The sequence below is a fragment of the Robbsia andropogonis genome, from assembly GCF_034047095.1.
Lineage (GTDB): Bacteria > Pseudomonadota > Gammaproteobacteria > Burkholderiales > Burkholderiaceae > Robbsia > Robbsia andropogonis.
Genome location: NZ_CP139170.1, coordinates 3,256,746 through 3,281,979, shown reverse-complemented (window position 1 = coordinate 3,281,979; position 25,234 = coordinate 3,256,746). Strand labels below are relative to the sequence as shown.

Annotated in this window: 17 protein-coding genes, 2 tRNA genes and 3 rRNA genes; 12 read left to right on the top strand and 10 right to left on the bottom strand. The window is 58.7% G+C overall.

The window, feature by feature from the left end; translation table 11 throughout:
- The first annotated feature begins 119 nt into the window (after positions 1–119).
- Positions 120–2,087, top strand: coding sequence for a M61 family metallopeptidase (locus tag SJQ66_RS27730; protein ID WP_082103083.1), 1,968 nt, complete (start codon positions 120–122; stop codon positions 2,085–2,087).
- Here the strand turns inward: SJQ66_RS27730 and SJQ66_RS27725 are convergent.
- Positions 2,074–3,186 carry a LysR family transcriptional regulator gene (locus tag SJQ66_RS27725; protein WP_320534799.1) on the bottom strand — a complete coding sequence of 371 codons (1,113 nt, stop codon included), beginning with the start codon at positions 3,184–3,186 and terminating at the stop codon, positions 2,074–2,076. The genes SJQ66_RS27730 and SJQ66_RS27725 overlap by 14 nt on opposite strands.
- Positions 3,187–3,393: 207 nt before the next feature.
- Here SJQ66_RS27725 and SJQ66_RS27720 point away from each other — a divergent pair, with 207 nt between their 5' ends.
- Positions 3,394–3,993, top strand: coding sequence for an FMN-dependent NADH-azoreductase (locus SJQ66_RS27720; RefSeq protein WP_253466390.1), 600 nt, complete (start codon positions 3,394–3,396; stop codon positions 3,991–3,993).
- A 127-nt stretch (positions 3,994–4,120) separates the two neighbouring features.
- Here the strand turns inward: SJQ66_RS27720 and SJQ66_RS27715 are convergent, their stop codons facing one another.
- The 9 genes from SJQ66_RS27715 to rpe form a co-directional block, all read right to left on the bottom strand.
- Positions 4,121–4,885: a uracil-DNA glycosylase gene (locus tag SJQ66_RS27715; protein ID WP_024905953.1), complete on the bottom strand. Its 765-nt coding sequence runs from the start codon at positions 4,883–4,885 to the stop codon at positions 4,121–4,123.
- Positions 4,882–5,667 carry a CYTH domain-containing protein gene (locus SJQ66_RS27710; protein ID WP_052738441.1) on the bottom strand — a complete coding sequence of 262 codons (786 nt, stop codon included), beginning with the start codon at positions 5,665–5,667 and terminating at the stop codon, positions 4,882–4,884. The genes SJQ66_RS27715 and SJQ66_RS27710 overlap by 4 nt, the downstream gene beginning before the upstream one ends.
- Before the next feature lie 16 nt (positions 5,668–5,683).
- Entirely contained in the window at positions 5,684–6,490 is an 807-nt protein-coding gene (gene trpC, locus SJQ66_RS27705; RefSeq protein ID WP_320534798.1) for an indole-3-glycerol phosphate synthase TrpC, read from the bottom strand.
- 6 nt (positions 6,491–6,496) lie between these two features.
- Positions 6,497–7,549, bottom strand: a complete 1,053-nt coding sequence (gene trpD / locus SJQ66_RS27700) for an anthranilate phosphoribosyltransferase (RefSeq protein ID WP_036013297.1) — start codon at positions 7,547–7,549, stop codon at positions 6,497–6,499.
- Between the two features lie 83 nt (positions 7,550–7,632).
- On the bottom strand, positions 7,633–8,196 hold the full coding sequence (locus SJQ66_RS27695) for an anthranilate synthase component II (RefSeq protein WP_024905949.1): 564 nt from the start codon (positions 8,194–8,196) through the stop codon (positions 7,633–7,635).
- A 1-nt stretch (position 8,197) separates the two neighbouring features.
- Complete coding sequence (gene trpE, locus SJQ66_RS27690) at positions 8,198–9,694, bottom strand: anthranilate synthase component I (RefSeq protein ID WP_320534797.1); 1,497 nt, start codon at positions 9,692–9,694, stop codon at positions 8,198–8,200.
- 4 nt (positions 9,695–9,698) lie between these two features.
- The gene (locus SJQ66_RS27685; protein ID WP_320534796.1) at positions 9,699–9,932 is read right to left on the bottom strand and encodes a hypothetical protein; all 234 of its coding nucleotides are present in this window, start codon (positions 9,930–9,932) and stop codon (positions 9,699–9,701) included.
- A 445-nt stretch (positions 9,933–10,377) separates the two neighbouring features.
- Positions 10,378–11,118, bottom strand: coding sequence for a phosphoglycolate phosphatase (gene gph, locus SJQ66_RS27680; protein ID WP_024905946.1), 741 nt, complete (start codon positions 11,116–11,118; stop codon positions 10,378–10,380).
- 10 nt (positions 11,119–11,128) lie between these two features.
- Positions 11,129–11,836 (bottom strand): ribulose-phosphate 3-epimerase, encoded by a 708-nt coding sequence (gene rpe, locus SJQ66_RS27675; protein ID WP_024905945.1) that lies wholly within the window; start codon positions 11,834–11,836, stop codon positions 11,129–11,131.
- Positions 11,837–12,259: 423 nt separating this feature from the next.
- Between rpe and apaG the strand changes: the two genes are divergently transcribed.
- The 10 genes from apaG to SJQ66_RS27625 all read left to right on the top strand — a co-directional run bounded on the left by apaG (position 12,260) and on the right by SJQ66_RS27625 (position 25,161).
- Entirely contained in the window at positions 12,260–12,634 is a 375-nt protein-coding gene (gene apaG, locus SJQ66_RS27670) for a Co2+/Mg2+ efflux facilitator ApaG/CorD (RefSeq protein WP_024905944.1), read from the top strand.
- Positions 12,635–12,708: 74 nt separating this feature from the next.
- Positions 12,709–13,854 carry a murein transglycosylase A gene (gene mltA / locus SJQ66_RS27665; protein ID WP_081765221.1) on the top strand — a complete coding sequence of 382 codons (1,146 nt, stop codon included), beginning with the start codon at positions 12,709–12,711 and terminating at the stop codon, positions 13,852–13,854.
- A gap of 620 nt (positions 13,855–14,474) precedes the next feature.
- A 16S ribosomal RNA gene (locus SJQ66_RS27660) occupies positions 14,475–16,005 on the top strand.
- Between the two features lie 64 nt (positions 16,006–16,069).
- Positions 16,070–16,146: transfer RNA gene (locus SJQ66_RS27655), tRNA-Ile, on the top strand.
- 79 nt (positions 16,147–16,225) lie between these two features.
- Positions 16,226–16,301: transfer RNA gene (locus SJQ66_RS27650), tRNA-Ala, on the top strand.
- A gap of 328 nt (positions 16,302–16,629) precedes the next feature.
- A 23S ribosomal RNA gene (locus SJQ66_RS27645) occupies positions 16,630–19,512 on the top strand.
- Between the two features lie 180 nt (positions 19,513–19,692).
- A 5S ribosomal RNA gene (rrf, locus tag SJQ66_RS27640) occupies positions 19,693–19,806 on the top strand.
- Together the 16S, 23S and 5S rRNA genes with 2 tRNA genes alongside form the textbook arrangement of a ribosomal RNA operon.
- 275 nt (positions 19,807–20,081) lie before the next feature.
- Positions 20,082–20,618: a transglycosylase SLT domain-containing protein gene (locus SJQ66_RS27635; RefSeq protein WP_024901894.1), complete on the top strand. Its 537-nt coding sequence runs from the start codon at positions 20,082–20,084 to the stop codon at positions 20,616–20,618.
- A 259-nt stretch (positions 20,619–20,877) separates the two neighbouring features.
- Positions 20,878–22,998 (top strand): molybdopterin-containing oxidoreductase family protein, encoded by a 2,121-nt coding sequence (locus SJQ66_RS27630; RefSeq protein WP_407691580.1) that lies wholly within the window; start codon positions 20,878–20,880, stop codon positions 22,996–22,998.
- 399 nt (positions 22,999–23,397) lie between these two features.
- Positions 23,398–25,161 (top strand): AMP-binding protein, encoded by a 1,764-nt coding sequence (locus SJQ66_RS27625; RefSeq protein ID WP_024901892.1) that lies wholly within the window; start codon positions 23,398–23,400, stop codon positions 25,159–25,161.
- Positions 25,162–25,234: the final 73 nt, after the last annotated feature.

The window sequence follows — 25,234 nt, the reverse complement described above, 5'->3', positions numbered from 1 at the left end:
CCTGCCAGGCGCCGTTTTGCCACACAGGCCGGAGACGTGCATCATGAAGCGTGCCCTCGGTGCCCTCGCCGCGCTCCGGGACGCTCGCCGAATTTCGGCACGCGGGCTATCATGCTTTCATGAGCACGATACGTTACGGCATTCGCGCGGACCAGGCCGCCGCGCATCTCTTCGACGTCACGCTGACGATCGCCGATCCTGACGCCACGGTGCAGGCAGTCTATCTGCCGGCGTGGATTCCCGGTAGCTATATGATCCGGGAGTTCGCGCGCAATATTGTCACACTGCGTGCCGAGGATGACACCGGTGCGCCCGTGCACGTGAACCAGACCAGGAAGGATCGCTGGCTATGCGGGCCACTGGCACCCGGACGCGGGCTGACGTTGCATTACCAGGTCTATGCTTGGGATCTGTCGGTGCGCAGCGCCCACCTGGACCAGCATGTTGGTTTCTTCAATGGCACCAGCGTGTTTCTGGCCGTGGAAGGCCGGGAGACGTCGCGCTGTACCATCGATATCGCCCAGCCGGGCCGTGCCGCGGTCAACGCCCCTGTGTCTGGCGACAATGTCTCGAACACCTCATTCGAAGGATGGCGTGTGGCAACCTCTCTGCGGGAAGCCGAAGGGACGTCGCGATACGGATTTGGCTTGTACGAAGCGGATAACTACGACGAACTGATCGATCATCCGGTCACGCTGGGTGAATTTGTGCTGGCCAGCTTCGATGCGCATGGTGTGCCGCACGACGTGGTCATCAGTGGTGGTGTGCCACGACTGGACATGGACAGGTTGACCCGCGACCTTAAGCGAATCTGCGAGGCACAGATCGCTCTTTTCGAGCCGGAAACCCGTCGCGCGCCAATGTCGCGCTACGTGTTCATGACGATGGCGACCGCGGACGGTTATGGCGGACTGGAGCATCGGGCCTCCACCGCGTTGGTCGCGAAGCGCAGCGATTTTCCGATTCTTGATGAACCAGCGGATACGCCGATGTCCGACGGGTATCGCACGTACCTCGGCCTTTGCAGTCACGAATACTTTCATACCTGGAATGTCAAACGCATCAAACCCGATGTCTTTGCGCCTTATGACTTGCACGAGGAATGCTATACGCCGCTGCTGTGGCTGTTCGAGGGTTTTACGTCCTATTACGACGACCTGATGCTGGTTCGGGCCGGTGTGATCGGTCAGAAGGACTACCTGAAACTGGTGGGAAAGACACTGGGTGGCGTGTTGCGCAATAGCGGTCGCCTGAAGCAAAGCGTGGCGCAAAGTTCGTTCGATGCGTGGACCAAGTACTACCGGCAGGACGAAAATGCGGCCAATGCGATCGTCAGCTATTACACGAAGGGATCGTTGGTGGCGCTGGCCTTCGACTTGCGCATCCGGGCGCATACGGACGGCGAGAAGTCGCTTGACGATGTAATGCGGCTTCTGTGGCAACGCTATGGCAGGACGTTCTATACCGCGGATGGCGGCCGTGGCGTCCGGCCGGATGAGGTCGTGCCATTAATGCGCGAGGCAACCGGCGTCGATTTGACCGAATTGCATGCGTTGGCGGTCGATGGCACGGAGGACCTTCCGCTTGCGGCACTGCTGGCGCCGTTTGGTGTCACGATTTCGCCGGTCAAGGCGAAGCAATCGGTGTCGATTGGCGCGCGCGTCAAGGGGGATGCTTCCCTGGCGGTGGTGCACGATGGGGGGGCTGCGCGTCGCGCCGGCCTGTCGGCGGGTGATGTCCTGGTTGCACTCGATGGGTATCGTGTTACCGGGTCGAATCTGGATGGCTTGCTCTCGCGTTATCTACCCGGGACCACGGTCACGCTCCATGCGTTCCGCCGCGACCAGTTACGCATCTGCGAATTGACACTCGATGCACCGGATGTGACCGAATACGCGCTGCACGATTCCACGCGTGCGCCTGATAAGGTGTATTCGGCGGATGAAGGGGCGGCGAAGGAGCGCGCCGGGGAAGTGTCGGTCGACAACTTCCCCGGTACGATTCCGGAAACGGCCACCGGGGTGCCGTTCGATGATGTCTCCGCGCGGCGTTATTTCGACGCTTGGCTGGGAATTATCCGCGATTGAGAGGGGGCTCGATGGTTTCGGAGGCGGCGGGGCTGCCACCGAAATCGGGCATTGGCCGCATACGGTAAGGCTGGGCGGGCCGTTGGTCACATGACACGGCTGCATGGGTCGTAGCATCGATCACGGGATAGGGCGGTGCCGGGTCGGACAGCGTCACGCGTGGCGAAACGGGTTGGCCAAGACTGGCGCGTTCGATCGCGCGGCACATGGGTTCGATCTCGGTCACATATTCGATAAACGCTTGTGTCTTGCGTGGCACGAAACGCCGTGATGGGGTCACCAGATGTATCGCGGTAGTGGGGAGTTGCCATTCCGGCAATACCCGTTCGAGTTCATGCCGCTGCCGTTGTTCCCCCGTCATCGCATCCGGAAGTACCGAAATGCCTGCTCCCGCGGAAACCAGTTCCCGTACCATCGTCAGGCTATTCGCTTCCACGCGCCCGCGCATCTTGAGTTCCACGGTCTGCCTGACGCGGGTCAGTGTATCGCGATCGTGCACCTTGCGCGCCCCACGCAGCAGCACGAAGCGATGTCGTGCCAGATCGTCCGGTGTTTCCGGGCGGCCCGCGCGATCCAGGTAGGCGCGACTGGCATACAGGGAGCGTGTCATCACCCCCAGTTGCCGGGCAATCAGCGTCGAGTCCGTGAGATGACCCGCGCGAATGGCGATGTCGATTCGCTCGCCAATCAGGTCGACATGACGTGCGCTAAGATCGAATTCCAGCGTGACTTCCGGGTAGCGCGCGCTGAAACCGGCAAGCGGACCGGCGAGCCAAAGCTCGGAAAAATCCGGGGGCGCAGAGATACGGAGCAGACCTCGCGGACGCTGCGCTAATTGCGATGCAAAATCTCGCGCATTTTCAACATCCTCGAGAATCGGCAGACAGTGCTGGAGGTAGGCTTCCCCGACTTCCGTCAATTCCAATTTGCGCGTGGTCTTATCCAGCAGCCGGGTGCCCAACCGTTGTTCGAGTTTTGCAAGACGCCGGCTGACGGTGGTCTTGGGCATGCCGAGCACGGCCCCGGCGGCCGTCAAACTGCCCGAACGTGCCACCTCGGCGAATACCAGCATGTCGTTCAGATCGTCCATCGCGGCCATTGGCGGGCTCCTTGGCATTTGTCCCAAAAACGGGACAATGTTACCCAAATTTGCGACTTGTGCCAAAAACGGTGAAGTCTACAATGAAGCCATCACGATTACCGTGCACGCCTGGATGCCACGGCCTTGTCATGCAGGGTCGCCAAACCGCTCAGGTGACGGACGATCGATCTTCCATGTGACCTCCTTTTTTGGACAGGAACCACCATGACCGCGATTCTTCAAATCAATGGTGCCGCGCGCTCGCAAGGCGCGAACTCGACATTGCTGGCCAACGAAACCACCGCACATCTGAAAGCCAAGCATCCGGGCGCGACGGTTGTCGTGCGCGACCTGTTGTCGACAGGATTGCCGTTGCTGGGCGACGAAATCCTGGGCGCATTCTTTACGCCGGCGGAATCTCGCAGCGACGCACAGAAGGCGATCGTTGCCCGTAGCGACGCACTGATCGACGAACTGCGCGCAGCAGACATCGTCGTCATCGGCGCGCCGTTATACAACTTCGCCGACTCGACGCAATTGAAGGGCTATCTGGACTGGATTACACGTGCCGGCGTGACGTTCCGCTACACGCCGGAAGGCACGCCGGAAGGGCTGATCAAGGGCAAGAAAGTGATCGTCGCCGCGGCGCGGGGTGGCAAGTATACGGGTACGCCGATGGATGTGCAGACCCCTTACCTGAAGTTGATTCTGGGTTTCCTGGGCATGACCGATGTGACATTCGTGTATGCCGAAGGTTTCGCGATGGGGCCGGATGCAGCCGCGCTGGCGCTGTCGAGCGCGCGTGAGGCGATTGCCGCGCTGTAAATTGTTTTTTCTCGCGCAACGCGCGGCCTGGCACGGCCTCTAGCGGCACGATCGACCCCTGGTTCAACAGGGGAATCGTGCCGCTTTAGTGTGTGTGTGATGGAAAGTAGCCTTCGGGCGGACGCAGTTAAAACAGCGTGCCGTTAGCCTGACTTTCGACGATCGCCGCCGCTGGAATCGACCAGTCGATCGGGGCGAAACCGTGGTGCGTGAGAAAGCGATTGGCTTCCCCAAAGTGGCCACAGCCCAGAAAACCCCGATGTGCGGATAACGGTGAAGGATGCGGTGCTTCCAATACAAGATGATGCGCGTGCTGCATCAGCAATGCGCGTTTTGCTTGCGCATGGGCACCCCATAGCAGAAACACCAACGGCGTCGGGCTTGCACCGAGCCGGGCGATCAAGGCATCGGTGCAGCGCTCCCAGCCGTGCTTCGCATGGCTGCCGGCATTGGCTTTTTCGACTGTCAGGACCGTGTTCAACAGCAGCACGCCTTGGCGCGCCCAATGATCGAGGCAACCATGCGTAGGGGGGGGGTGGCCAAACTCCGCGCTGATTTCCTTGCAGATATTGCGCAGCGATGGTGGAGGCCGGACGCCTGGTGGCACCGAGAAGGCCAGTCCGTGCGCCTGTGGAATGCCATGGTCTTCACCGTGGTACGGGTCCTGCCCGAGAATGACCACGCGGACGTGATCGGCATCCATTAACGTCAAAGCCCGGAATGGGTCGGCCGGGTAGATCGTCTTGCCGGCTGCCCGCTCACCATCGACGAATTGGCAGAGCCGCGGATAGGTGTCACTGGCCAGGAAATCCGTCAGGCAGGCACGCCAGCCGTCAGGCAGCGCGTCGAAATGCCGCGCGAGCGGTGTCTGGTCGAGATGGTCGTGCGTCATACAGCACCACCTTGTGCCGAACCCGGAGTCGCGTTGCCACTGGACGATACGGGTAGCGCCTGCCGTGCCTTGAACAAGGCATAGCCGCGTGCTGCTTTCGACGTATCGTCCGCGCGCAAGTCTGGAAAGGTTGCGCGCAATGTGTTCGCAAAGTCGACTAACGCCGTTTCTCTTTCCTCGTCACTACCGTCACCGCCTTGCAACTCGAGCTCCAGCTCTTCAATCGCTAGCGAGGCGCTATCGGCGTGCGGCGCATCGTTGCGTTCATCCGGTACGAAAACCTTGCCAAGATCCAGCGCCACTTCGATATCGGCATGGTGATGCCGAATAGGCCAAACGGTCCGATCGAAGTCCGTACGGAACACCGGGATCAGTGCGATGCCCGCATCGTGGAATGCCTGCAGCGTGGTCAGCGCCGCAGGGTCATCGCAGGCGGTGCGCAATGCTTCCAGATCCAAGCTGGGGCCGGCCACCGGCATTTCCCATTCGCCGCGGGCATGCAGGCCATTGACCGACTTGCCTGCGGTTTTCAACGTTTGCAACCAGCCGTGCGGCGACAAGCGCAAGCGCAATGCGATCTTGCCGCGTGCCAGATCCAGTGCCGGCGTGTCGTAATAGATATTCCGCAACGCAAAGGTGGATGCCCTGCCGCTGCTGCCCACACGCTTGTCGCCTGCGCGCGCGCCGGGGGCGACGGCGGATGCCCTTTGCTGTAACCATTGCGTCAGTGCTTGCGGTGTCGTACCGCCAAGCGCCAACTTCATTTCCTTTTCGATGGCCATCCCGCATGTTGTCCTGTCAGCTTTGCGATGTGAAGAACAGTCGAGCCATTTCCTCACCGGGTTCCGACGCGCGCATGAATGCCTCGCCGACCAGGAATCCGGGCACGCCGCCGTGACGCAGCACTGCCACGTCGTCGTGGTTCGCAATGCCCGATTCCGTGATGACGAACCGGTCTTCCGGAAGATCGGCCAGCATATCCAGCGTCGTGCGCAGCGACACGTCGAACGTGCGCAGATCACGGTTGTTGATGCCCAGCAGGGGTGTTTTCAAGGTCAATGCCGCGGCGAGTTCGTCACGACCATGAATTTCGACCAGGACTGCAAGGCCGAGTGACAACGCCAGCGCTTCGAGATCGCGCATTACTTCCGGCGTCAGGATCGCGGCGATCAACAGGATGCAGTCGGCACCCATCGCCTTTGCTTCGTACACCTGATACGGATCGACGATGAAGTCCTTGCGCAATATCGGCAATGCGCAAGCTTCGCGTGCCTCCTCTAGATAGGGCACGCCGCCCTGGAAGAATTGCACATCGGTCAGCACGGACAAGCAGGCGGCGCCATGCGCGGCATACGAGCGGGCGATATCGGCGGGCACGAAGTGCTCGCGGATCACGCCTTTCGACGGGCTGGCCTTCTTCACCTCGGCGATGATCGCGGACAGGCCGGCTGCGCGTTTTGCGCGCAACGCACCAACGAAGTCGCGCGCATCGGCGGCATCGCGGGACTCGGCGCGCAAGCGCAGTGCCGCGAGCGGTTCCGCCAACTGCGCGGTGGCGATTTCCTGGCGTTTGACAGCGACAATTTTCTCGAGAATATTCGACATTTTTTCTTATCCTTTGCAGAATTGGGTAAAGTCCACCAGGTCCTGGACCTTGCGTTGGGCCGCGCCGCTCGATAAGGCGTCACGCGCACGATCGATTCCCTCGGCAATCGACGCAGCGAGGCCGGACGCGTACAGCGCCGCGCCGGCGTTGAGCAAGACGATGTCGCGCGCGGCCCCAGGCATATCGCCGAGAGCCTGGCGCAACATCGCTTGCGATTCGGTTGCGCTGCCAACGCGGATCGATCGATTCGACGTCATCTGGAGGCCGAAATCCTCCGGATGAATTTCGTATTCTCGCACCTCGTCGTCAATCAATTCGCCTACCAGGGTCGGCGCGCCAAGCGAAATTTCGTCCATGCCGTCACGGCTATGTACCACGAGGACATGCCTTGCGCCAAGGCGTTGCATGACGCGCACCTGGATACCCACCAGGTCTTGATGGAACACACCCATCAACTGGTTCGGTGCGTCGGCGGGGTTGGTCAACGGTCCCAGTATATTGAAAATCGTTCGGACACCCAGTGCCTTGCGCACTGGCGCGATATTCTTCATCGCGGGATGGTGATTCGGAGCGAACATGAAACCGATGCCGGTAGCGGCAATCGATTGTGCTACCTGCGACGGGGTCAGGTGCAAATTGACTCCCAATGCTTCGAGCACATCGGCACTGCCTGACGTGCTCGATACGCTGCGGTTCCCATGCTTCGCGACCTTCGCACCTGCGGCCGCGACCACGAACATGGACGCGGTCGAGATATTGAACGTGTGTACCCCGTCACCACCGGTACCGACGATATCGACGAAATGCGTCTTGTCGTCCACCGGAACGTGGAGCGCCAATTCACGCATCACGGTGGCCGCCGCCGTGATTTCGCCGATCGTTTCTTTCTTCACACGCAGGCCCGTCAGCAGGGCCGCGCACATTTCCGGCGCGATTTCACCGCGCATGATCAGGCGCATCAGATGCACCATTTCGTCGAAGAACAACTCGCGGTGTTCGATGGTCCGTTGCAGGGCTTCTTGCGGACTGATAGGGGTAGCGTGGGAGACGTCGTTCATGCCGATATCGGTTGCGGATGCGTAAGAGAGGGATGTCGCCAGCGATGCATGCCCGGGCGCCTATTGCCCGGGGGACCCGCGATTCAGCGCTGGACGAAGTTGCGTAACAGCGCATGCCCGTGTTCGCTGAGAATCGACTCCGGATGAAATTGGACGCCTTCCACCGGCAGCGTCTTATGACGTACGCCCATGATCTCGCCATCGGCGGTTTCCGCGCTGATGGTCAGGCAATCCGGCAACGTCTCGCGTTCGATCGCCAGCGAGTGATACCGGGTGACGATGAAACGCTTTGGCAGGGCGGTAAAGACGCCTTGCTGATCGGTTTCGATCTCGCTGACCTTGCCGTGCATCACTGTCTTGGCGCGAATCACCTTGCCGCCAAACGCTTCGCCGATGGCTTGATGGCCCAGGCAGACGCCGAGGATCGGCAGCTTGCCGGCAAATTCATGTAGCACTTGCAATGTCACGCCGGCATGTTGCGGATCGCTTGGTCCGGGAGACAGGCAGATCTGGTCGGGTGCCATCTTGGCAATGTCGCCAGGCGTGATTTCATCGTTGCGCACCGTTCGCACGTCCACGCCCAGCTCACCGAAATACTGCACGAGGTTGTACGTAAAAGAATCGTAGTTGTCGATCATCAGCAGCATGTCAGTACTCCCCGTCCAATCCGTCCTGCACCCGTTCGGCCGCGCGCAGCACGGCGCGCGCCTTGTTCTCCGTTTCCTGCCATTCGGATTCCGCCACCGAGTCCGCGACCACGCCGGCCGCTGCCTGCACGTACAGGTTGCCGTCCTTGATGATGCCGGTGCGAATCGCGATAGCAAGATCCATTTCGCCGGAAAAGGACAAATAGCCCACGGCGCCCCCGTAGAGACCGCGCTTGACTGGTTCCAGTTCGTCGATCAATTCCATGGCGCGCACTTTCGGCGCACCGCTCAGCGTACCGGCCGGAAACGTTGCGCGTAACACATCGAGGTTCGACAGACCCGGTTTCAACGTTCCTTCCACCGCGCTTACGATATGCTGCACATGGGAGTATTTTTCGATTTGCATCTTGTCCACGACCTGCACCGATCCGGTCTGCGCAATACGGCCGACGTCGTTACGGGCCAGATCGATCAGCATGACGTGTTCGGCGATTTCCTTCGGATCGGCGAGCAGTTCGGTGGCCAACTGTGCATCGGCCTCCGGCGTCGCGCCACGTGGCCGTGTGCCTGCCAGCGGACGAATCGTCACGATCCGTTCATCATTACGCGGTTCCTGGCGCACCAGTATTTCCGGCGACGCGCCCACGACATGGAATTCGCCGAAGTTGTAGTAATACATATAGGGTGAGGGATTCAGCGACCGTAGCGCGCGATACAGCGACAGCGGCGCGTCGCGGAACGGTTTCACCAGGCGCTGTCCCACCTGTACCTGCATCAATTCGCCTGCCTCGATCTGCTCCTTTGCGCGATGCACGGCGGCGAGATAGTCCGGCTTTGCGAATTCGCGATGGATAGCGGTCCGTACCGACGCCGACGTCACCGGTGGCTGCACCGGTTCGCGCAGGCGGTCGCGCAATTCGCGCAGGCGCCGCCGGCCGTTGGCATACGCTTCCGGCCGTGCCGGGTCGACATGAATGATCAGGTAGAGCTTGCCCGCGAGATTATCGATGACCGCGACTTCCTCGGTGAGCAGCAGCAGGATGTCCGGCATGTCCAGCGGATCCGACGTCGGCGCCGAGTGCGCGAGCTTGCGTTCCATGTAACGCACTGCGTCGTATGCGAAATAGCCTGCCAATCCGCCGACGAAGCGCGGTAGGCCAGGTCGCGGGGCAACGTTGAACCGCTGCTGGAACGTGGCGATGAAGTCGAGTGGGTTTTCCGTAGACGTCTCGACCACTTGGCCGTCGGTCACCACCTCGACGTTCACGCCGTGGGTGCGCAGTAACGTGCGTGCTGGCAAGCCAACGAACGAGTAACGGCCGAAGCGTTCGCCTCCGACGACCGATTCGAGCAGATAGGAATTCGCGCCATGTCGTTCGCGCTGTGCCAGTTTCAGATAGACGGACAGGGGTGTTTCCAGGTCGGCGAGTGCTTCAGCGACCATCGGAATGCGGTTATAGCCTGCGGCGGCCAAGGATTGGAATTCGATTTCAGTCATGGTTTCAGGTCTCTTTGTCCGGCATCGCCGCACACTCGCGCCCGCCCGGATGCGGCGGTTCCGGGATGGCAGCAACAAAGTGGTGCGGCGGTGACGCTTCGGTCGGACGCGAGGCAGCATGCAAGGCGCGGACGCGGTGCGACGACACGAGGTGCAGGCCACAACAGGCGAGCATGGTGTGCGTCAGATCACGCATCCGGCGCGGATACACCTCGGGAGGGTAACGGCAGGGGAACACGCTCCGAAACCTCGGCGCGCTGTCGGGGAACACGACTGGTCCGCGCTGCACCAGAAACAACGTGTTACTCGACAACCCAGGGCACGATACCTTTACCGACGTGTTGCTACGCTAGCTCCGCGTACCGGCCTATAGCCGGCGGCAACGTCAAGATACAGCAAAGGGGACAGCAAAAAACGGAAGCTGAAGCAGGGGGTGCTTCAGCAGCCTCGGGGCGAAATCACCAAGACAAGCGACGCCAGGGCCAGGCCCCCCGGTCAATGCCGCCATGACTCCGTTTTTTGTTCAGAAACATTGCAATCGATCGAAAATGTTCGAATCGTCGAAAAAACGCCCGGATGATGTACCAAGCGTCGTCTATATCGCCAGGGCAAGCAACGAAGCACTCGCCCACCAATCAGTTTATTGCATCGACTTCGCCTACTCGATAAGGTCTTACCCCTTGTCAGCGAACTTGATGGGAAGCGAATCCCAGTAGGCGCGCGGCTTCGAGCAGCGTTGAAACTATAGCATCGGTCGCCAGTTCCTGCACGGGTTTCCCGTGGTTATAGCCATACGGCACGGTCATGCTCGAGATGCCCGCGGCACGTGCCGCATGGAGGTCGTTCTCCGAGTCGCCGATGGCAACAGTCTGCGTTGGCGTCGTGGCAAGCTGCTCGCAGGCGGTCAGCATGGGGAGCGGGTCCGGCTTTTTACGCGCCACGGTATCGCCACCGATGACGACCGGAAAAAACGACAGCAGGTCGTGACGTGCCAGCAGGCCCCGCGCAAACCGTTCGGGCTTGTTCGTGACACAGGCGAGGGCGAGCCCGAGCGACCTCAGCGCCGTCAATCCGGATACAACGTCCGGGTAAAGCCGCGCGTACATACCGTTGATCTGCTCGTAACCCTCATGATAGGCGGTCAATGCGATGTCGAAGCAAGCGCGTGCCTCTCCCTCTGGCAGGCGTGCGGCCAGCACGTCGCGAATCAGCTTTTCAGTGCCTTTGCCGATATAACGCACCACCTCCTCGCGCGTGACTTGTTCCAGTGGGGTGGGAAGCGCGCGCAACATGATATTGAGCGCTGCGGTGAAATCGTCCGCGGTATCAGCGAGCGTGCCGTCGAGGTCTACGATGGCCGCGCGCACCGGTCGATCGAGAAAGCGGGCACCATGGTCACGCGATGCTGATGATTGATCGGTCATGATTATCGCGTCATGGGGTGGCATGGGCGGCTACCTCTTCGGACTGCGTGGCGAGCGCCGCGCGCATTTCCTCGATGACCGCCGCATAGTTCGATTGCCCAAAAATCGCTGATCCGGCAACAAAAGTGTCGGCGCCGGCCGCGGCGATCTCACCGATATTGCCGCTTTTCACGCCGCCATCCACTTCCAGTCGGATCGTGCGTCCTGTTCGTGCCGTGTACGTATCGATTCGCGCGCGGGCCTCACGCAGCTTGTTCAGCGCTTCGGGAATAAAGGATTGGCCGCCAAAACCCGGATTGACCGACATGATCAGGATCAGGTCGATCTTGTCCATTACGTGGTCGAGATAAGACAGCGACGTGGCGGGATTGAAAACGAGGCCCGCCGTGCAACCGTGTTCGCGAATCAGGCCGAGGGTTCGATCAATATGTTCGGACGCCTCGGGGTGGAAACTGATGTTATTCGCACCGGCCTTGGCGAAGGCGGGCACCAGCGCATCCACCGGTTTCACCATCAGGTGCACGTCGATGGGAGCCGACGTATGTGGGCGCAGTGCCTCGCAAAACATCGGTCCCATCGTCAGGTTCGGCACGTAATGATTGTCCATCACATCGAAATGTATCCAGTCCGCGCCTGCGGCCACGACATTGCGGACTTCCTCGCCCAGGCGGGCGAAGTCGGCTGACAGGATACTGGGGGCGATCACATAGTCTTTCATGATGATGGGTGGGGAAGCTCGATCCGTGATTGAAACGCACGCGCCCGGTCTCAGACGGGTCTTGGCGGCGGCCCTGGTGTGGCGCCGCGGCTTGGACCGGCGGTGGGCGCACGCCGGGCGTCGCGTGCTGCGCGTACCGTTGTATTTCCTATAGACGTTATTCTACCGAATCGGCATCTAAGCGACGCGCACAAGGCATTCAAGCCATCCGGCGCGATATGGTGTCGCGCGTTTGTGGAGAACGTTCGCCGGATCGCCGATCGATGCGCGGCTACGAGTTGCGGTTGACCGGTGCATGCCTCAGAATGTCCGGCGACCCGTTCGTCGCCTGCATATGTCGGCGGCCTGGGGCCTTGCGGGTTGCCCGCTGTCGTTTTCAGTCGGTGACCGCGCCCTTTACCTCCTTTGCCAATATTCCGCCGAATGAGCCAGTATCAGATGACGGTGACGGTGTCGCCGCGCTTTTTGCCGGACCAGTCCGAGCCGTCGCAACGGCAATTTGCGTTTGCCTACACGATCACGATTCGCAATACGGGCAGCGTTGCATCGCAGTTGATCGCCCGACACTGGATCATTTCCGATGCGAATGGCGACGTTCAGGAGGTCAAGGGTCTGGGCGTGGTGGGTAGCCAGCCATTGTTGGCGCCGGGCCAGCAATTCGAGTACACCAGTTGGGCCATGATCGCGACGCCGATCGGTACGATGCGCGGTTCGTTCTTCTGCGTGGCTGAGGACGGCGAACGTTTCGATGCGCCTGTAGCGGAATTTACCCTCGCGATGCCGCGAACCCTCCATTGAAGAACGGCGAACGGTTGATGATGGGTGTGTTGGGTGCGCTGCGGCGCGTTTCTTTGTGGCGTGGTGTTGCCGGTATGACAATGCATACGGCAGGCGCTTCGATGGCTTGCCTGGTTGCTGTGTTACTGGCGGCATGTTCCTCGGGGCCGTCGCCGTCCGTCCGTGGTTCTGCGCCTGACGCCGGTTACGCCACGCGTGGAACCTTGTCGCCGCTGTCCATGCCGAGTGTGTCGGACATCATTTCGGCGGATCGGCTGACGCCGGTTGGCTGGGACGCCGTGCAGGGTTGGCAGACGGATTCCTTGCTGGGCGCAACGGCATCGTTACGACAGAGCTGCCTGCGGTTGCGAACCTTGCCGGACTGGCGGACCGCCTGCGCAGCCGCCCAGCAGCTCGACGAGTTGGACGAGAGTGCTACCCGTGCCTATTTCCAGCAATATTTCCAGCCCTATCAATTAGCCAATCGGAATGGCACCGTGGATGGCCTGATCACCGGCTACTACGAGCCGTTGCTGCACGGCTCCCGTGTGAAGCGGGCGCCGTATCTGTATCCGCTCTATCGCTGGCCGATGGGGGTGCGTCGTGGTGCGCCATTGCCTGCGCGACCTGCATTGGAGCGTGCGGGCGTGTTGGAAGGAAACGAACTGGTCTATGTTGACGATCCGATCGAAGCGTTTTTCCTGCAAGTACAGGGGTCTGGACGTGTCGTCATGGACGATGGATCAGTCATGCGCGTGGGATTTGGCGGCACGAACAACCAGCCGTACGAGTCTATCGGCAGTTGGTTGCTGCGCAATCGTGAAATTACCCCGTCCCAGGCAACCATGCAGGGCATCAAGGCCTGGGCGCGGGCGAATCCTTCACGCGTACCCGCCTTGCTGGATGTGAACCCGCGTTTTGTCTTCTTCAAGGAAATGCCGCCGATCGTCGGCGACGATGCTGACGGGCCATTGGGCGCGCTGGGCGTGCCGTTGACGCCGGAGCGTTCGATTGCGGTGGACCCAACGTCTATTCCGCTGGGCGTGCCGGTGTTCCTGTCGACAACGCGCCCGTTTAGCGACACACCATTGAACCGGTTGGTATTTGCCCAGGACACGGGTTCGGCGATTCGTGGCGGCGTGCGGGCGGATTACTTCTGGGGGCATGGTGATGACGCCGGCGACCTGGCGGGACGCATGAAACAATCCGGCCGAATGTGGCTGCTCCTGCCGAAGCGTTAGCCGGTTCATTTTGCTGGCGTGTGACAAATGTCACAAAAGTACTTGCAGGTTTGCTGGGTGTGTCCTATTATTCGGCTCCCCGCTGCAGACAAGGCGAAGCGTTTGTTGTGGTGGTGGGGCGGTGGTGAGAGAAGGTACTTGATTTGAAGGGTCCTTTCTTGTTGCTGGTGTGGGTAGGCTTGGTCTGCAGGTGCTGAGACTGGGTGGTTGAGCGGTGTGTATTGTCAGGTGATGGTTTCTGGGTTGATGAGAGACGCGTTGCCGGGGGTGACAAAAAACTGCTTGACGAGATGGTGGTGGTGGTACATAATCTCGCTTCTGTTCTGCAGCAAAACAGCGCGGTGGAGCAAAAGTGGTGGTGTTTGCGGTGAATCGACGGGTCGCCTAGTGCGAGGGAATGCCCAGCCAGTCGTTAAACGGTTCTTTAAAAATTTACAGCCGATAAGTGTGGGCGCTTGGTGACGGATGCGCGTTTGTTGGTTTAGGCCGATGAGCGCAAAGCAAAAGTATCAAGAGCTCGCACAAGAGAAGAAGTAAGGGTATGAATTTCGGTTCGTACTACTTGTTGATTCTTGAGTTGAGCGACCTATTCGGAAGAATAGAAAACAGTAACAGAGATTAAACTTAAGAGTTTGATCCTGGCTCAGATTGAACGCTGGCGGCATGCCTTACACATGCAAGTCGAACGGTAACAGGGAGCTTGCTCCGCTGACGAGTGGCGAACGGGTGAGTAATACATCGGAACGTGTCCTGTAGTGGGGGATAGCCCGGCGAAAGCCGGATTAATACCGCATACGATCTAAGGATGAAAGCGGGGGATCTTCGGACCTCGCGCTATAGGGGCGGCCGATGGCAGATTAGCTAGTTGGTGGGGTAAAGGCCTACCAAGGCGACGATCTGTAGCTGGTCTGAGAGGACGACCAGCCACACTGGGACTGAGACACGGCCCAGACTCCTACGGGAGGCAGCAGTGGGGAATTTTGGACAATGGGCGCAAGCCTGATCCAGCAATGCCGCGTGTGTGAAGAAGGCCTTCGGGTTGTAAAGCACTTTTGTTCGGGAAGAAAAGGCGAGGGCTAATATCCTTTGCTGATGACGGTACCGGAAGAATAAGCACCGGCTAACTACGTGCCAGCAGCCGCGGTAATACGTAGGGTGCAAGCGTTAATCGGAATTACTGGGCGTAAAGCGTGCGCAGGCGGTTTGTTAAGACAGATGTGAAATCCCCGGGCTTAACCTGGGAACTGCATTTGTGACTGGCAGGCTAGAGTGTGGCAGAGGGGGGTGGAATTCCGCGTGTAGCAGTGAAATGCGTAGATATGCGGAGGAACATCGATGGCGAAGGCAGCCCCCTGGGCCAACACTGACGCTCATGCACGAAAGCGTGGGGAGCAAACAGGATTAGATACCCTGGTAGTCCACGCCCTAAACGATGTCAACTAGTTGTTGGGGATTCATTTCCTTAGTAACGTAGCTAACGCGTGAAGTTGACCGCCTGGGGAGTACGGTCGCAAGATTAAAACTCAAAGGAATTGACGGGGACCCGCACAAGCGGTGGATGATGTGGATTAATTCGATGCAACGCGAAAAACCTTACCTACCCTTGACATGGTCGGAACCCTTGAGAGATCAGGGGGTGCTCGAAAGAGAACCGATACACAGGTGCTGCATGGCTGTCGTCAGCTCGTGTCGTGAGATGTTGGGTTAAGTCCCGCAACGAGCGCAACCCTTGTCCTTAGTTGCTACGCAAGGGCACTCTAAGGAGACTGCCGGTGACAAACCGGAGGAAGGTGGGGATGACGTCAAGTCCTCATGGCCCTTATGGGTAGGGCTTCACACGTCATACAATGGTCGGAACAGAGGGCTGCCAACCCGCGAGGGGGAGCTAATCCCAGAAAACCGATCGTAGTCCGGATTGCACTCTGCAACTCGAGTGCATGAAGTTGGAATCGCTAGTAATCGCGGATCAGCATGCCGCGGTGAATACGTTCCCGGGTCTTGTACACACCGCCCGTCACACCATGGGAGCGGGTTTCACCAGAAGTAGGTAGCTTAACCGCAAGGAGGGCGCTTACCACGGTGGGATTCGTGACTGGGGTGAAGTCGTAACAAGGTAGCCGTATCGGAAGGTGCGGCTGGATCACCTCCTTTCTCGAGCTTGAAGCATAAGTTGCTAAAGCGCTCACGCTTATCGGCTGTCATACGACAGGCTGTAGGGTCTGTAGCTCAGTCGGTTAGAGCACCGTCTTGATAAGGCGGGGGTCGTTGGTTCGAATCCAACCAGACCCACCATCTTGGTCTGGTTGGTTGCGCTAACTGGTGTGGTTGGGTGACGAACTAAGGGATGTACCTACAGTAGTAGTGGTGTCTTGGGGGTTTAGCTCAGCTGGGAGAGCACCTGCTTTGCAAGCAGGGGGTCGTCGGTTCGATCCCGTCAACCTCCACCAATTCCTAAGCTAAAGGGTATTTGTTGCGTATCCGCGAGGATGTGCGCTGAGTGCGTTTTAGCTTAGGCTTGGCCTAACACTGATGGATTCGATGAGAATCTAAATCGGCTGTCGTTCTTTAACAATTTGGAAGAAGTTCAATTCAATGGTGGCGTGCTGTGCGTTAGAGATGGCGTGCGGGATGCTGCCGAAATTTGGGTTGAGATTGTATCGAGAAGTATCTCAAAGCAGTGTGTCTTGAGAGAGGCGCACGAAATTGGAATACGGCACAACACCGATACTCACCTATGGCGTGACGTGTGCAGCGATGCAGACGTACTCGTTATAGGGTCAAGCGAATAAGTGCATGTGGTGGATGCCTTGGCGATTACAGGCGATGAAGGACGCGGTAGCCTGCGAAAAGCTTCGGGGAGCTGGCAAACGAGCTTTGATCCGGAGATGTCCGAATGGGGAAACCCGGCCCGAATGGGTCATCCTTGACTGAATCCATAGGTCAAGAGAAGCGAACGCGGTGAACTGAAACATCTAAGTAGCCGCAGGAAAAGAAATCAACCGAGATTCCCAAAGTAGTGGCGAGCGAAATGGGAAGAGCCTTGTACCTTTTAGCATGTGAGTTAGCAGAACGCTCTGGAAAGTGCGGCCATAGCAGGTGATAGCCCTGTATGCGAAAGCTTATGTGTGGAACTAGGGGTACGACAAGTAGGGCGGGACACGTGAAATCCTGTCTGAAGATGGGGGGCCATCCTCCAAGGCTAAATACTCGTAATCGACCGATAGTGAACCAGTACCGTGAGGGAAAGGCGAAAAGAACCCCGGGAGGGGAGTGAAATAGATCCTGAAACCGCATGCATACAAACAGTCGGAGCCTCTTAATGGGGTGACGGCGTACCTTTTGTATAATGGGTCAGCGACTTACGTTCAGTAGCAAGCTTAACCGACTAGGGAAGGCGTAGCGAAAGCGAGTCCGAATAGGGCGCTTTAGTTGCTGGGCGTAGACCCGAAACCAGACGATCTATCCATGGCCAGGATGAAGGTGCGGTAACACGTACTGGAGGTCCGAACCCACTAATGTTGAAAAATTAGGGGATGAGCTGTGGATAGGGGTGAAAGGCTAAACAAGTCTGGAAATAGCTGGTTCTCTCCGAAAACTATTTAGGTAGTGCCTCGTGTATCACCTTCGGGGGTAGAGCACTGTAATGATTGTTGGGTCCATTGCGGATTACTTCGTCATAGCAAACTCCGAATACCGAAGAGTGCAATCACGGGAGACAGACATCGGGTGCTAACGTCCGGTGTCAAGAGGGAAACAACCCAGACCGCCAGCTAAGGTCCCCAAGATTGGCTAAGTGGGAAACGAAGTGGGAAGGCTAAAACAGTCAGGAGGTTGGCTTAGAAGCAGCCATCCTTTAAAGAAAGCGTAATAGCTCACTGATCGAGTCGTCCTGCGCGGAAGATGTAACGGGGCTAAGCCAGTCACCGAAGCTGCGGATGCAGATTTATCTGCATGGTAGGAGAGCGTTCTGTAAGCCTGTGAAGGTGTCTTGAGAAGGATGCTGGAGGTATCAGAAGTGCGAATGCTGACATGAGTAGCGATAAAGGGGGTGAAAAGCCCCCTCGCCGTAAGCCCAAGGTTTCCTACGCAACGTTCATCGGCGTAGGGTGAGTCGGCCCCTAAGGCGAGGCAGAAATGCGTAGCTGATGGGAAGCAGGTTAATATTCCTGCACCATTGTTAGATGCGATGGGGGGACGGATCGCGGAAGGTTGTCCGGGTGTTGGAAGTCCCGGTCCTTGTATTGGAGAAGGCGCTTAGGCAAATCCGGGCGCGGAATTCAAGGGTACGAGGCGAGCTGCTTAAAGCGGCGAAGCAATTGGAAGTGGTTCCAAGAAAAGCCTCTAAGCTTCAGTCTAACAAGACCGTACCGCAAACCGACACAGGTGGGCGAGATGAGTATTCTAAGGCGCTTGAGAGAACTCGGGAGAAGGAACTCGGCAAATTGGTACCGTAACTTCGGGATAAGGTACGCCCTTGTAGCTTGACAGGCCTGCGCCTGGAGGGTGAAGGGGTTGCAATAAACTGGTGGCTGCGACTGTTTAATAAAAACACAGCACTCTGCAAACACGAAAGTGGACGTATAGGGTGTGACGCCTGCCCGGTGCCGGAAGATTAAATGATGGGGTGCAAGCTCTTGATTGAAGTCCCGGTAAACGGCGGCCGTAACTATAACGGTCCTAAGGTAGCGAAATTCCTTGTCGGGTAAGTTCCGACCTGCACGAATGGCGTAACGATGGCCACACTGTCTCCTCCCGAGACTCAGCGAAGTTGAAGTGTTTGTGATGATGCAATCTCCCCGCGGCTAGACGGAAAGACCCCATGAACCTTTACTGTAGCTTTGCATTGGATTGTGAACAAATCTGTGTAGGATAGGTGGGAGGCTATGAAGCAGGGACGCCAGTTCTTGTGGAGCCACCCTTGAAATACCACCCTGGTTTGTTTGCGGTTCTAACCTTGGTCCCTGAATCGGGATTGGGAACAGTGCATGGTAGGCAGTTTGACTGGGGCGGTCTCCTCCCAAAGTGTAACGGAGGAGTACGAAGGTACGCTAAGTACGGTCGGAAATCGTGCTCATAGTGCAATGGCATAAGCGTGCTTAACTGCGAGACCCACAAGTCGAGCAGGTGCGAAAGCAGGTCATAGTGATCCGGTGGTTCTGTATGGAAGGGCCATCGCTCAACGGATAAAAGGTACTCTGGGGATAACAGGCTGATACCGCCCAAGAGTTCATATCGACGGCGGTGTTTGGCACCTCGATGTCGGCTCATCTCATCCTGGGGCTGTAGCCGGTCCCAAGGGTATGGCTGTTCGCCATTTAAAGAGGTACGTGAGCTGGGTTTAAAACGTCGTGAGACAGTTTGGTCCCTATCTGCCGTGGGCGTTGGATATTTGAAGGGGGCTGCTCCTAGTACGAGAGGACCGGAGTGGACGAACCTCTGGTGTACCGGTTGTCACGCCAGTGGCATCGCCGGGTAGCTATGTTCGGAAGAGATAACCGCTGAAAGCATCTAAGCGGGAAACTTGCCTTAAGATGAGATATCCCTGGGAACTTGATTCCCCTAAAGGGTCGTTCGAGACCAGGACGTTGATAGGCTGGGTGTGTACGGACAGTAATGTCCTTAGCTAACCAGTACTAATTGCCCGTGAGGCTTGATCCTATAACCAGTGCGTTTGTGTGTAAGACGGCCAGAGAAACAGGCCGCCACCCAGGCGCGCGAGGTGAGTGAAACAATCGGTGGACATGTGCCCGATACAGCTCAACCCAAAGCGGTAAGAACACAGAAGCGAACTTCTTCCAGATTGGTGCCGTGGCACTGCCAACGGCACAACCCTCTTTGCCTGATGACCATAGCGAGTCGGTCCCACCCCTTCCCATCCCGAACAGGACCGTGAAACGACTCCACGCCAATGATAGTGCGGATTGCCCGTGTGAAAGTAGGTAATCGTCAGGCTCCCAATGCTGAAATCCATACGCCCCGACTCACCTTATCGTGATCGGGGCGTTTGGCTTTTTAGATCAAGGTTCGCAGCAAAACCCGCCTTGCATCGCTACCACTCTCCCCCAATCTATCAACTTACCCATCGCCCCAGCGCGCTTCGGCAATATTCCTTCGGCCCTTCAGTCAAAAATCCGTTCTCTAGGCGATCTCCCATAGTCGACCTCGCTTCTTTTGTCGATCATCGAGGTAACTGGGCTTCGAGAGATTGAACGATGTCGATATGTGTCATGCACCCTTGCACCAACCGGATCGGAATCGGCTGCAGGCGTCAAATTCCCTTCAAGGTCAGGTTGGTTCGGCAATTGATCGTCGCGTTGCCATTGTCCATTTTTCGCCTCGCCGCAGCGTTCTGCTTTGAAACCGCGGGGCAGGTGCATCGTATCGATCCGCTTTTGCTGGAAGCCATTGCGACGGTGGAGTCGAATCTCCAACCCAATGCGATGCATCACAATGCCAATGGCACGCGCGACATCGGATTGATGCAGATAAATAGCATGCATCTTCCTCATTTAAAGGCACGCGGAATCGATGAGCGGCGGCTCATGGCCCAGCCCTGCCTTTCCGTGATGGTGGCCGCCGAGATCCTCGCAGCGCTGATTGCGCGACACGGTTACGGTTGGTACGCCGTAGGTGCCTATAACGCTGGCAGCGCAACTGCGAGGGCCTCCGCTCGTCGTCGTTATATCGATAAGGTATGGGCATGCTACGCCCATCTCCTCGCGACGAAGTCCGGCGTTCGGCCTGTTGCTTTCCGAGCTTATTGATGCGGCAGGGCACGCGTGGAGCAGGGTAAATCTGAAAAGATACTACAATACACGCGTGGCCAAGGCATGCGAAAGCGTGCGAGCGTTTGGCCTATTCATCAAGGCCAATCGGTCAGCTTCCCCATGGCGCGAAATAGGTCACGATGGCGCGGGAAAATCGCCGTGTCGTTTATTACATCCGCCTTTGAGGTTAGTGAGAGTCTGATCTATGTCCTCATCCGAACGCATCGACAGTTCCTCAGGGATCGCACACCCGGTCGTGGAATCGACAGCACACTCGGTGCGCGGCGTCTGCCCGCACGATTGCCCGGATACGTGTGCCATGCGCATCACGGTACAGGATGGAAAGGCGATCGCGGTGAAGGGCGACCCAGATCATCCACCAACACAAGGGGTGTTGTGCACGAAGGTGTCACGCTACACGGAGCGGACCTACCACCGTGACCGCCTGACGCAGCCGATGCGCCGGGTCGGGCCCAAGGGCAGTGGCCAATTCGAGCCGATCAGTTGGGATGTCGCCTACCAACTCGCGGCCGATAAGCTCCGTGAAATCGCCGCGCGTGACCCAGAGGGGATTTTGCCCTACAGCTATGCCGGGACGATGGGGTTGCTCCAAGGAGAGTCCATCGCGGCGCGACTGTGGAATGTGCTCGGTGCATCCCGGCTCGAACGGACGATTTGCGCGTCGGCAGGTGCGGCGGGACTGAAACATACCTATGGCGGTAGCATCGGTGCACGGGTCGAGTTCACCGAGGAAAGCGATCTGATCGTAATCTGGGGGAGCAACCCCGTTACGTCGAGTCTGCATTTCTGGACACGTGCGCAGGAAGCGAAGCGACGTGGTGCTACGCTTATCGCGATCGACCCCTATCGCTCGCTGAGCGCGGAGAAATGTCATGAGCACATCGCGTTGCGCCCGGGTACGGATGGCGCGCTGGCACTCGGTGTGATCCATCTCTTGATCGAGAATGGTGCCGTGGACGAGGACTACGTCGCACGTTACACCATCGGATTCGACGCGCTGCGGGAGCGTGCCGCAGCCTGGCCACCCGCGCGGGTCGCGGAAACGTGTGACATCCCTGTTTCCCAATTGCTGGGGCTTGCCAACGCGTATGGTGCGTCAAAACGGTCCATGATCCGACTGAATTACGGGATGCAACGTGTCTACGGTGGTGGAAACGCCGTCCGCGCGATTGCCTGCCTGCCGTCGCTGACGGGTGCCTGGCGGCACCGTGCGGGTGGCCTGCTGCTGTCTACATCGGGCTATGCACCGGTGGATGACGTGCGTCTCCAACGTCCGGACCTGCTGCCTGTCGGCAAGATTCCGCGCAGCATCAATATGAGCGCCATCGGCGACGCGTTGACCCATCCAGGTGGCATTGTCGCAGGCATGAACGATGGGCGGGACTTTGGCGCCAAGGTGGAGGCGATCATCGTCTACAATTCGAACCCCGTGGCAGTTGCGCCGGATTCGCGCAAGGTCGTCGCGGGTTTTGCGCGTGAGGATCTCTTCACCATCGTTCTCGAACATTTTCAGACGGATACCGCCGACTACGCGGATCTGCTGTTACCGGCAACTACCCAGCTCGAACATCTGGATGTCCATAAATCCTATGGGCACACCTATGTCATGGTGAACCAACCATCCATCGCGCCGCTGGCCGACGCGAAGCCGAATACGGAGATCTTTCGGGGTATTGCCGGCGCAATGGGGTTGACGGAGCCGGCATTGTTTGACAGCGACCAAGCATTGCTCGAACAGGCGTTTCGCTGGGACGATCCGTTAATGGGCGGTGTTGACGCGGCCCAATTGCAGCGTGACGGTTGGGCGCGGCTGACGCTGCCCGATGCGCCATTCGCCCAAGGCGGCTTCCGTACGCCGTCCGGTAAGTGCGAGTTCGTCTCATCAACCCTGGCCGCACTCGGACAGGACCCCCTTCCTGATTACCTGCCTCCGCGGGAGTCCCGAGAGCGAGATCCGGCACTCGCCCGGCGGTTTCCATTGGCGATGATTTCGCCGCCTGCACGTCATTTCCTGAACTCGACCTTCGTCAATATCGAAAGTCTGCGCAAGACGGAAAAAGTCCCGCGTATCGAGATTCATCCTGACGATGCGGCCGTGCGAGGCATCGTCGACGGGGAGCAGGTGCGAATTTTCAACGATCGTGGCGCATTGACCGCGCGCGCGGATGTCAGCGACCGTGCCCGGAACGGGGTGGTTGTCGGCATGGGCATCTGGTGGCGCAAGCTGGCCTCGGATGGACGTAATGTCAATGAATTAACCAGTCAGGCGCTTACTGACTTGGGCAATTCGGCATCCTTCTACGATTGTCTTGTCGAGGTTGCTCCCATGGCCAAATCGGCTGAGGTAAGTGCCTAGTGCGTGCCGGGCGCACATGTGACGTTCCGCGCGCGGGCTTTCACATTGCTCCTTAAAAGACCAACGCGATAAGGAGCGTGCAAGTGTGTGGCGCGAATAACGCCTGTGCGTGCCACGCAATTCTCCAAGTGCGATAGGGGCGGCGTAGATCCAGACCGAGGCCCGGATCTAATCACTTGCCCTGGGCCGAACGGCCCGTTACGATGCTGAAAACGAACGGTCATGCTAAAAAGACCGTCTTTCCAGGATCGTTGTTCCGGGACGCGGCTTGACGCCGGCGCGCGACGTTGTACGCGAAACGCCGCACCGCGCGTGGTTGATGCGACATGGGACCGATAAAAATGCGTCGACGCCGCCACAGCGCGACAACAATGTGACATGGGTCGGGTGGAGACAGAGATGGAGACTACGCAGTACGCAAATGTGGCTGGTGAGGCGCGGTCCGTCGAGGGGGCGCCTCCTGCTTCCGGTGCCGCGACGCGACCAGCGCGGCCGTGGGTCGCGCGCTATCCAAAGGGGGTGCCGGCGGAGATCTCGCTGACGCCAGGCGAGACGCTCGTCAGCCTGATCGAGGACAGTTGCCGGAAGTATGCCCAGCGTGAGGCATTCGTCTGTTTGGGACAGGCGATCAGCTATCAACGGCTTGCCGACGATGCGGAAGCGTTTGCAGGCTGGGTCCAGTCGCTTGGGTTGAAAAAAGGGGCGCGACTGGCGATCATGCTGCCAAACGTTTTGCAGTATCCGGTGGCGCTGTACGGCGCGATGCGGGCCGGATGCGTCATCGTCAATGTCAATCCGCTCTATACACCGCGTGAACTCGCACAGCAGCTCCGCGACAGTGGGGCCGAGGCGATCGTCATCCTCGAGAACTTCGCCGCCACGTTGCAGAAGGCGCTTTCGGAAACCGTGATTCGCCATGTGCTGGTGACGTCGGTTGGTGCGATGCTCGGGCCAAAAGGCAGGGTGATCGATTTCGTTCTGCGGCACATCAAGAAGGCCGTGCCAGAGTGGGACCTTCCCCAGCACAATGGCTGGCATGCCGCGTTGTCGATTGGCCGGCAGCGTGGTGCGGTGGCGGTGCCCTTGTCACCGGACGATATTGCCGTCCTTCAATATACGGGGGGTACCACCGGCGTGGCGAAGGGTGCCGTGCTGTTGCACCGCAACCTGCTCGCCAACGTGTTGCAGGCCGAGGCCTGGTTTGGCCCCGCGGTTGCGCAACTGACGGATCGGGGACAGGCTATGCCGATGGTGATAGCAGCGGCGTTGCCGCTTTATCACATCTTCGCATTGACGGTGTGCGGCATCTTTCCGCTTCGCATTGGCGGCAAGATCCTGCTGATACCCAATCCGCGCGACCTGCCTGCGGTTATCAAAGTCCTGCGTCGCCATCCCGTCAATATTTTCCCTGCCGTCAACACGCTATACAACGCGCTGCTGAATCATCCCGATATCGGTAAGGCGAATTTCTCGAATCTCATCGTGGCCATCGGTGGGGGAATGGCGGTACAGGAGGCTGTTGCCAAGCGATGGGAGGCATTGACGGGACGGGTGCTGGTAGAGGGGTACGGGCTGTCGGAAACCTCGCCGATTGTCAGTTGCACGTCCACCATCGCATCTGCCTTCAGCGGGTCGATTGGCATGCCGATGCCCTCCACCGACGTCTCGATTCGGGGTGCCGATGACGCTGAAGTGGCCTACGGCGAATCCGGCGAGCTGTGCGTCAAGGGGCCGCAGGTAATGGCAGGCTATTGGCAACGTCCCGATGAAACGCGCGCCGCGATGACGTCGGATGGCTATTTCCGTACTGGCGATATCGCGCGCTTCGATGCCGAAGGTAACTTGAAATTAGTCGACCGCAAGAAGGACATGATCCTGGTCTCCGGTTTCAACGTGTATCCAAATGAGATCGAGGATGTCGTGTCATCGCTTGACGGCGTGGCGGAAGTGGCCGCCATCGGTGTGCCGGACGCCCGTACCGGTGAGTCGGTCAAGCTTTTCATCGTTCGTCGTGATCCGCGACTTGATGAGGCTGCTGTGCTGGCATATTGCCGTGAACGCCTGACCGGGTACAAGATGCCGCGAAAGATCGTGTTCCGGGAGACGTTACCGAAAACGCCGGTTGGCAAGATTCTGCGGCGCGAATTGCGCGAACTGCCTTAGTCATCGGCGCTACACGCACCCGCTCGGTGTCACGCTGTCCTGGCGAACCTTTGTTACCATGCGCTATTGTCTT

What these genes read in the sequence shown, in the direction of transcription:
- rpe (WP_024905945.1), bottom strand. Translation starts at nt 11,836, where the DNA reads ATGAAAGACTATGTGATCGCCCCCAGTATCCTGTCAGCCGACTTCGCC.
- trpD (WP_036013297.1), bottom strand. Translation starts at nt 7,549, where the DNA reads ATGAACGACGTCTCCCACGCTACCCCTATCAGTCCGCAAGAAGCCCTG.
- apaG (WP_024905944.1), top strand. Translation starts at nt 12,260, where the DNA reads ATGAGCCAGTATCAGATGACGGTGACGGTGTCGCCGCGCTTTTTGCCG.
- SJQ66_RS27720 (WP_253466390.1), top strand. Translation starts at nt 3,394, where the DNA reads ATGACCGCGATTCTTCAAATCAATGGTGCCGCGCGCTCGCAAGGCGCG.
- SJQ66_RS27625 (WP_024901892.1), top strand. Translation starts at nt 23,398, where the DNA reads ATGGAGACTACGCAGTACGCAAATGTGGCTGGTGAGGCGCGGTCCGTC.
- gph (WP_024905946.1), bottom strand. Translation starts at nt 11,118, where the DNA reads ATGACCGATCAATCATCAGCATCGCGTGACCATGGTGCCCGCTTTCTC.
- SJQ66_RS27695 (WP_024905949.1), bottom strand. Translation starts at nt 8,196, where the DNA reads ATGCTGCTGATGATCGACAACTACGATTCTTTTACGTACAACCTCGTG.
- trpC (WP_320534798.1), bottom strand. Translation starts at nt 6,490, where the DNA reads ATGTCGAATATTCTCGAGAAAATTGTCGCTGTCAAACGCCAGGAAATC.
- SJQ66_RS27725 (WP_320534799.1), bottom strand. Translation starts at nt 3,186, where the DNA reads ATGGCCGCGATGGACGATCTGAACGACATGCTGGTATTCGCCGAGGTG.
- SJQ66_RS27710 (WP_052738441.1), bottom strand. Translation starts at nt 5,667, where the DNA reads ATGGCCATCGAAAAGGAAATGAAGTTGGCGCTTGGCGGTACGACACCG.
- mltA (WP_081765221.1), top strand. Translation starts at nt 12,709, where the DNA reads ATGACAATGCATACGGCAGGCGCTTCGATGGCTTGCCTGGTTGCTGTG.
- trpE (WP_320534797.1), bottom strand. Translation starts at nt 9,694, where the DNA reads ATGACTGAAATCGAATTCCAATCCTTGGCCGCCGCAGGCTATAACCGC.
- SJQ66_RS27715 (WP_024905953.1), bottom strand. Translation starts at nt 4,885, where the DNA reads ATGACGCACGACCATCTCGACCAGACACCGCTCGCGCGGCATTTCGAC.
- SJQ66_RS27730 (WP_082103083.1), top strand. Translation starts at nt 120, where the DNA reads ATGAGCACGATACGTTACGGCATTCGCGCGGACCAGGCCGCCGCGCAT.
- SJQ66_RS27635 (WP_024901894.1), top strand. Translation starts at nt 20,082, where the DNA reads ATGCACCCTTGCACCAACCGGATCGGAATCGGCTGCAGGCGTCAAATT.